The 7,338-nt window shown below is 62.3% G+C and carries 8 protein-coding genes; 2 read left to right on the top strand and 6 right to left on the bottom strand.

The genetic code is table 11. The annotated features are described in order from the left end of the window. Positions 1-795: hypothetical protein (locus VFW93_RS04770; protein ID WP_329692841.1), on the bottom strand; the 795-nt coding region annotated here is incomplete at its 3' end. Between the two features lie 14 nt (positions 796-809). Continuing rightward, the gene (locus VFW93_RS04775) at positions 810-1,493 is read right to left on the bottom strand and encodes an excisionase family DNA-binding protein (protein WP_329692842.1); all 684 of its coding nucleotides are present in this window, start codon (positions 1,491-1,493) and stop codon (positions 810-812) included. Positions 1,494-1,667: 174 nt separating this feature from the next. On the opposite strand from VFW93_RS04775, the gene greB reads away from it, so the two are divergent. Beyond that, positions 1,668-2,231 (top strand): transcription elongation factor GreB, encoded by a 564-nt coding sequence (greB, locus tag VFW93_RS04780; RefSeq protein WP_329692843.1) that lies wholly within the window; start codon positions 1,668-1,670, stop codon positions 2,229-2,231. Positions 2,232-2,235: 4 nt separating this feature from the next. On the opposite strand, the gene VFW93_RS04785 is transcribed toward greB, so the two are convergent. From VFW93_RS04785 to VFW93_RS04800, 4 genes are all read right to left on the bottom strand, one after another. Beyond that, entirely contained in the window at positions 2,236-4,437 is a 2,202-nt protein-coding gene (locus VFW93_RS04785; protein WP_329692844.1) for a bifunctional (p)ppGpp synthetase/guanosine-3',5'-bis(diphosphate) 3'-pyrophosphohydrolase, read from the bottom strand. 157 nt (positions 4,438-4,594) lie between these two features. Then, positions 4,595-4,798, bottom strand: a complete 204-nt coding sequence (rpoZ, locus tag VFW93_RS04790; protein ID WP_035039139.1) for a DNA-directed RNA polymerase subunit omega — start codon at positions 4,796-4,798, stop codon at positions 4,595-4,597. A gap of 44 nt (positions 4,799-4,842) precedes the next feature. Beyond that, entirely contained in the window at positions 4,843-5,463 is a 621-nt protein-coding gene (gene gmk, locus VFW93_RS04795) for a guanylate kinase (RefSeq protein ID WP_329692845.1), read from the bottom strand. Positions 5,464-5,534: 71 nt separating this feature from the next. Further along, positions 5,535-6,485 carry a YicC/YloC family endoribonuclease gene (locus VFW93_RS04800; RefSeq protein WP_329692846.1) on the bottom strand — a complete coding sequence of 317 codons (951 nt, stop codon included), beginning with the start codon at positions 6,483-6,485 and terminating at the stop codon, positions 5,535-5,537. A gap of 29 nt (positions 6,486-6,514) precedes the next feature. Between VFW93_RS04800 and VFW93_RS04805 the strand changes: the two genes are divergently transcribed. Continuing rightward, positions 6,515-7,338: serine/threonine-protein kinase (locus VFW93_RS04805; protein WP_329692847.1), on the top strand; the 824-nt coding region annotated here is incomplete at its 3' end.

Here is a 7,338-nt window from a genome sequence, read left to right on the forward strand (position 1 = left end):
GCCCTGGTTGCGAGCCCGGACCATCACATGCGAGCCCACGGTCTGCACACTCAGTTCGATGAGCCCGCCTGACTGCGCACTGCGTATGGATTGCTCCAGGTATTCCGACATGGCCTTGCCCAGCCAGTGCGAACTGCCATAAACCGCTGGCATCTCCTGCTCAGGGTCGGCCAGGCTCAAAGTGATGTTGCGCGCCTTGGCCTGCGGCATCACCTCCGCCATGGCCTTGTGGATCAACTCGGTCACCATGATCCGTTCATCACGCTGGATCGCACTTTCGCCAAAGACCGATACCAGATCGCGCAGCTTGCCCAGCTTGATGGACAGTGCGGCGGCCTCCTGGACCAGTGACTTGAGGTCCACGGCGGCCCCTTGCTGCTGCACCAGTTGCGCTGTCCTGGGCAGCTTCTGGTAGAGCATGTCGATGGGCTGAGCCATCTCGGCTTCGATGTAGCCGATGAGGTTTTCCAGCGCCTGCGAATACCAGCGCTCTTGCGACACATTGTTGAGCACCACCATCAGGTCATGACCCACAGGTGCGTCGATCACAACGGCACGAATGGCGTCAGGATGGGCTTCCTGCGTGGTCAACTCGAAGGCGAAGGGCAGCTTGAGCATGCCTTGTGATGCAGCCTGCACGGTGCGCTCGGCCACGGGGTCCATCATGGGCCGACCGAGCATCACGGGCGTCATCTGAACGGCGGCCTTGTTGGCGTAACGCACCACGCCATCACGCTGAACCCACACCACGCCACTCTTGACCTGGTCGAACAGCAGACGGAAAGCCTCGTTCATGATGAACTCCTAACTCATGAGACGCGTTGCCCCAACAACCATCGTCCAACGCGAACGGCCACCGCTTCAGCGGTGACGGGCAAGGTCATGATTTCGGCAGACTTGGGCAAGCCGCCGCGTCTGGCCAGATCATGTTCACTGCATTCGGTGAGCACCAGAATGCGCATGTTGGCAATCGATTCACAACGCTCCAGCGTACGCAGCATGGCCATGCCGTCCATGCCGGGCAACTCCAGATTCGTGATCAGCAGATCAGGCACTTTCTGGCCGATCTGCAGCAAGGCCAGGTAGCCGGTTTCGGCGAAACGCAGGTTCACGGCAGCGCCATAGGGCTGCATGGCCTGTGCGCATCGCACCTGCCAGTCCTGGTCATCGGCCACCAGCAACACGTCCATGGGCGTCGCGCCATGGGCGGGCTCGATCGGTGTCGCCATGGGCACGGCGTCCAGCATGGCGTGGGCATGCGGGCGTGTCATGGCACTGCGCGGCATGGTTTCGCCGCCCAGGCCGGTACTCAAGGCCAGTGCTTCCACCGCGTTGTAGGGAATCCGTCGATGACCACCGGGCGTGCGGGCAGCGGGCAGGATATCGGCCTCCACCCACAGTTGAACCGTGCGCAGTGAAACGCCCAGGCGCAGGGCTGCTTCACGGGTAGTCAGCATGCGGGCCGCGGGGCCCAGAGGGATGACTTGAGACATCTCGCGCCTTTCAAACACTCGCCACTTGGCAATTGAGATACCGTCCTTATCGGCAGTGATTTCATTTTTGCGAGTTCAAAAGCCTTGCGGTGCGCTTTCTCATGCACAAAGAAGGTGCCTGCGTGAAGAAGTGGCGCTTTGGGTCCGCCTGCGAATTGGGCACAATCGTGTTCCATGAACAAAGCCTTCACCAAGGAACCCGACGGGGACGATGACGACGAACTGTCGCTGCCCCCGCTGCCTGCTGGCGGCAAGAACTACATCACGCCGCAGGGCTACCAGCGCCTGCGCACGGAGTTGCTCAACCTGATCGACATCGAACGGCCCAAGATCGTGGAGATCGTGCACTGGGCCGCCTCCAATGGCGACCGCTCCGAAAATGGCGACTACATCTACGGCAAGAAGCGCCTGCGCGAGATCGACCGCCGCATCCGCTTCCTGACCAAACGGCTGGACATCGCTGAAGTGGCCGATCCCAGCCTGCACCATGGGCATGATCAGGTGTTCTTCGGCGCCACCGTGACCTACGAGAACCTGGCGGGCGTCTCGCGCACGATCACGATCAAGGGCATCGACGAGGTAGACAACCTCAAGGGTGAGGTCAGCTGGGTGTCACCCATCGCGCGCGCCCTGCTCAAGGCCCGCGAGGGCGACGAAGTGCAGTTGATGACGCCAGGCGGCCTGGAGCGACTGGAAGTCATCAAGGTGCAGTATCCGGCACCGGAAACCAGCCACTGAGGACTTATTGACTGAAGCGTTCCGCCTTGAGCACCACAGGGCAACGCTTGAGCGTGCGGATCACGTCGGCCAGGTGCTCGGCATCGCGCACGGACAGCGTGAGCTTCAGTTCGGCCGTCTCGCCCAGGCGCTCGTCACCCATCTCGATGTGGGTGATGTCGGTTTCGGCGCTGCTGATGGCGGCGGCCACCTGGGCCAGCACGCCCTTGCCGTTGGCCACCAGCACCTTGACCGCCGTCTCGAACAGGCGGGCGGGCTCATCCGACCAGCTCACGTCAATCCAGCGCTCGCTGTCGCGCTCGAACAGGCGCTTGCCCACACCGCAGGACTGCGTGTGCACCACCAGGCCTTCGCCACGGCCCAGGTAGCCCGCGATCGGGTCGCCAGGCACCGGGCAGCAGCAAGGTGCCAATTGCACCGTCGCGCCTTCGCTGCCATCGATGATGACCGAGCCATGCGAGGGGGTTTCGTCCGAGAAACGCCCCAGGGTCAGCGTCAGGGCATCCGGCTTGGCGCCGGTCTCGGCCATCAGTTGCGCCAGGCGCTTGGCCACCATGGTGGCGATCTTGCGGCCCAGGCCGATGTCGGCCAGCAGTTCGTCGCGGCTGCGGTTGCCACCCCAACGGGTCAAGCCTTGCCACAGCTGGCCTGCAGCGCCTTCGCTGTTCTCGTCGCCCGCAGGCAAGGTCAGGCCTTCTGCGCGCAGCGCCTGGCCCAGCAACTTCTCACCGAGTTCCAGAGACTCTTCAGCCTCCATGTTCTTCAGGTAGTGGCGGATCTTGGAGCGAGCCCGGCCCGTGCGCACGAAGTTCAACCAGCTCGGGTTGGGCTTGGCGCTCGCTGCCGTGATGATCTCGACCACATCGCCGCTGCGCAATTCGGTGCGCAAGGCCACGGGCTCGCCATTGACCTTGGCCGACACGCAGCGATCGCCCACGCCGGAGTGGATGGCGTAGGCAAAGTCCACCAACGTGGCACCCTTGGGCAAGGCCACGATGCGCGACTTGGGTGTCAGCACATAGACCGACTCGGGGAACAGGTCAATCTTGAGGTGCTCCAGGAACTCGGCCGAATCGCGCGTTTCATGCTGGATGTCGATCAGCGACTGCAGCCACACGGCGGCCTGCTGCGGCGAGGCGTCATCGGCCGCATCCTGTTCCTTGTACATCCAGTGCGCGGCGATGCCCTTTTCGGCCACCGCGTGCATGGCCTGCGAGCGGATCTGGAACTCCACGGCCGTGCCCACCGGGTTCACCAACGTGGTGTGCAGCGACTGATAGCCGTTGGCCTTGGGGATCGCGATGTAGTCCTTGAAGCGGCCCGGCAGCGGCTTGTAGAGCTGGTGCAGCACGCCCAGGGCGCGGTAGCAATCGAGCAGCTCGCGCGCGACGATGCGAAAGCCGAAGATGTCGCTCACCTGCGCAAAGCTCAGGTGCTTTTCGATCATCTTGTTGTAGATCGAGAAGATGGTTTTCTCGCGGCCATAGACCTCGACCTGCATGTCCGCGTCATGGAAGGCTTCTTCCACTTCCTTGCGGATGCGGTCCACCAGATCGCGGCGGTTGCCACGCGTCTTCTTGACGGCCTTGGACAGCACCGAGTGCCGCCAGGGGTTGATGTACTGGAAGGACAGCTCCTGCAGCTCGCGGTAGGTCTGGTTCAGGCCCAGGCGGTGCGCGATGGGCACATAGATGTCCAGCGTCTCACGGGCGATGCGGGCACGTTTGTGCGACACCATCGCGTCCATCGTGCGCATGTTGTGCAGGCGGTCGGCCAGCTTGATCAGGATGACGCGCACGTCGCGCGCCATGGCCAGCAGCATCTTGCGGAAGGACTCGGCCTGAGACTCTTCCTTGGTCGAGAACTGCAACTTGTCCAGCTTGGTGAGGCCGTCCACGATTTCGGCCGTGGGCGCACCAAAACGCTCGATCAGCTCGATCTTGGTGACGCCGCAGTCTTCCATCGCATCGTGCATGAGCGCTGCCATGATGGCCTGGGCGTCGAGCTTCCAGTCGGCACACAGGCCGGCCACGGCGATGGGGTGGGTGATGTAGGGCTCGCCGCTGGCACGGAACTGGCCCAGGTGCGCCTCGTCGGCAAAGCGGTAGGCGTCGCGAACGCGGCGGATGTCCGCCTCGTCCAGGTAGTCGAGTTTGTGGGTCAATGCGGCAAAGGAAGCCGCTGCTGCATCATGGGCCAGGGTCATGTGTTGACTGTAGCGTGATTGTGTTTGGCCATGTGAGACCTGAATCAATCAGGGAAATAGCAAAGGCCCGTTCGAGACGGGCCTTTTTTTGCAAGTTTGATGCCGTCGACAGTCATCGAGGGGCATCAGCGCCCGCAGGCGCCACCGATCTGATCGATCAGGTCGGGACCTTGCGCAGCATTTCCAGGCCAACCTGGCCGGCGGCGATTTCGCGCAGGGCGGTCACGCCGGGCTTGTTGCGCGATTCGATCTTGGGCGTGTGGCCTTGGCTCAGCATGCGAGCACGGTAGGTTGCAGCGAGCACCAACTGGAAGCGGTTGGGGATCTTTTGCAGGCAATCTTCAACGGTGATGCGGGCCATGTGAACGCTCCGGGTAGGTATCCAAGGGTCTGGTCAGACGGGGGTCAGACCAGATTGAGAGCACGGAACACGGCAGACTTGTTCCGGCGCTGAGCCGCATATTTTAACCGCTGTGAGTGAACAATGGCTTTCAAATCGAACAAAGCGGACTCAAAAAGTGCATTGACGACGATGAAATCGAAGAATTGGGCCTGCCCAACCTCGATCCGGGCGTTCGCCATGCGCAATTCGATGGTCTCGGCGCTGTCCTCGCCACGGCGGTTGAGGCGCTGCAGCAGCTCCTCGTAGCTGGGGGGCAGGATGAAGATCAGGATGGCATTGGGGAAGATCTTCTTGATCTGCAAGGCGCCCTGCCAGTCGATCTCCAGCACCACATCTTCGCCGTTCTTGATGCGGTCTTCGATCGCGTGGCGCGAGGTTCCGTAGTGGTTGCCGTGCACCTCGGCGTGCTCGAAGAAGTCACCACGCTCCACCATGGCCAGGAATTCTTCCTTGCTGGTGAAGTGGTATTCGCGCCCTTGCTGCTCCTGGCCGCGCGGCGCCCGCGTCGTGTGCGAGACCGACACTTGCAGCCGGGAATCCAGCTCCAGCAAGGCCTTGACGAGGCTGGATTTGCCGGTGCCGCTGGGTGCAGACACCACGAACAGGTTGCCGGGATAGTCCATGACGTTGTCTCCAGAGCAGGCCGACGCAGCGTCAGCAGACACAAGGGAGGTTTGGGGCGTGTTATCGGCAGTCATTCGATGTTCTGAACCTGTTCGCGCATCTGCTCGATCAAAACCTTCATTTCAACCGAAATCTGCGTCAATTCGAGCGCCGCGGCCTTGGAGCCCAGCGTATTGGCCTCGCGGTGGAGCTCCTGAATCAGGAAATCCAGGCGCTTGCCCACTTCGCCACCCTTTTTCAACAGGCGGGAAATTTCATCCAGGTGAGCCTTCAGGCGCTGCAGTTCCTCATCCACGTCGATGCGCAAGGCATAGGCCGCGGCTTCGTTGAGCGCACGCTCCTGGGCGGCTTCCGGCGTCACATTGCCGCCCACCGCCTGCAAGGCTTCCTGGTATTTCTGGACAAAACGTTCCTGCTGGCGCTGCACAGCCAGCGGCACCAGGGGCGTGGCCTGCTCGGCCAGGGCCTGCAAGCCCTTGAGCTTGTCCTTGAGGATGCCCACCAGGCGGACACCTTCACGCTGACGCGCCTCTTTCAGCGCCTCGATGGCCTGGCGGGCAGCCTCCATGGCGGCGTCTTCCAGTTTGACAGAGGGCGCCGCGGCACGACACCAGTTCAGGATCTCGTTGACGGACAAGGGCGTGGCCTTGGGCAGCCAGTTCTGCACCGTGCCTTCCAGGCGCGCCAGGGTATGGAGCTGGTCAGGTTGAGGCGCGGGCCAGCCGGCATCAGCCGCCCGCTGGGGCTGCATGCGCAACTCGATCTTGCCACGCTTGAACGAAGCCGTGAGCAAGTCACGCAAGGCGGGCTCGAGGGCACGGAACTCGTCGGCCAGCTTGAAACTCAGATCCAGGAAGCGGCTGTTGACGGAGCGCAGTTCGGCCCCCACGCCGCCCGATGCGCTCTTGCCCGAGCCCGGGCGTGACGAAGTGGACGAATCCCCCTCATCGGTATTTTCACTGACGTGGTCGGGAGCCGACGCAACCGCGCTGGCAAAGCCGGTCATGGAGTAGACTGACATGGTTACTTGACACCAGACAAAACTCGATTATGTCAAAGCCGAAACCTGCCCCGTTGCCTTCGGGCACCGTCGTGGGCGGCTACCAAGTCGTCAAGAAGCTCGCCGCAGGCGGTTTTGGGGTGGTTTACCTTTGCGAAGACCCCGACAAACGGTTGGTCGCTCTCAAAGAATATTTGCCCGCCTCCCTGGCAGAACGTGCCCCCGGGGAGCTGATTCCGCGCGTCAAACCCGACAAGCAGCCCCTCTATCGTCTCGGCCTCAAAAGTTTTTTTGAAGAAGGCCGCTCGCTGGCGCAAATCGCCCACCCCAGTGTGGTGTCGGTGCTGAATTTCTTCCGCGAGAACGAAACCGTCTACATGGTGATGAACTACCTGCAAGGGGATACCCTGCAGGATTTCATCGTCACCGCACGCGATCTCAAGCGCGACAAGGTCTTCCGCGAATCCACCATCCGCTCCCTGTTCGATGAGATCCTGCGCGGCTTGCGCATCGTGCACCAGCACAAGATGCTGCACCTGGACATCAAGCCGGCCAACATCTTCATCACCAACGACAACAAGGCCGTGCTGCTGGACTTCGGCGCCGCCCGCGAGGTGCTGAGCAAGGAAGGCAACTTCATCCGCCCGATGTACACGCCAGGTTTTGCCGCCCCCGAGATGTACCGCCGCGACGGCTCGCTGGGGCCCTGGACCGACATCTATGCGATCGGCGCCTGCATCTACGCCTGCATGCAGGGCTATCCACCCAACGACGCGCCGCAGCGGCTGGACAAGGACCGCCTGGCGCTGTCGCTGTCGCGGCTGCGCAATGTCTATTCGGACAACCTGATCGAGGTGACCGAGTGGTGCATGTC

This window comes from Aquabacterium sp., from assembly GCF_036279675.1.
In the GTDB taxonomy this organism is placed as follows: domain Bacteria; phylum Pseudomonadota; class Gammaproteobacteria; order Burkholderiales; family Burkholderiaceae_C; genus Aquabacterium.

Coding starts and splice junctions, on each gene's coding strand:
- rpoZ (WP_035039139.1), bottom strand. CDS start 4,798: ATGGCCCGCATCACCGTTGAAGATTGCCTGCAAAAGATCCCCAACCGC.
- VFW93_RS04785 (WP_329692844.1), bottom strand. CDS start 4,437: ATGACCCTGGCCCATGATGCAGCAGCGGCTTCCTTTGCCGCATTGACC.
- greB (WP_329692843.1), top strand. CDS start 1,668: ATGAACAAAGCCTTCACCAAGGAACCCGACGGGGACGATGACGACGAA.
- gmk (WP_329692845.1), bottom strand. CDS start 5,463: ATGGACTATCCCGGCAACCTGTTCGTGGTGTCTGCACCCAGCGGCACC.
- VFW93_RS04775 (WP_329692842.1), bottom strand. CDS start 1,493: ATGTCTCAAGTCATCCCTCTGGGCCCCGCGGCCCGCATGCTGACTACC.
- VFW93_RS04800 (WP_329692846.1), bottom strand. CDS start 6,485: ATGTCAGTCTACTCCATGACCGGCTTTGCCAGCGCGGTTGCGTCGGCT.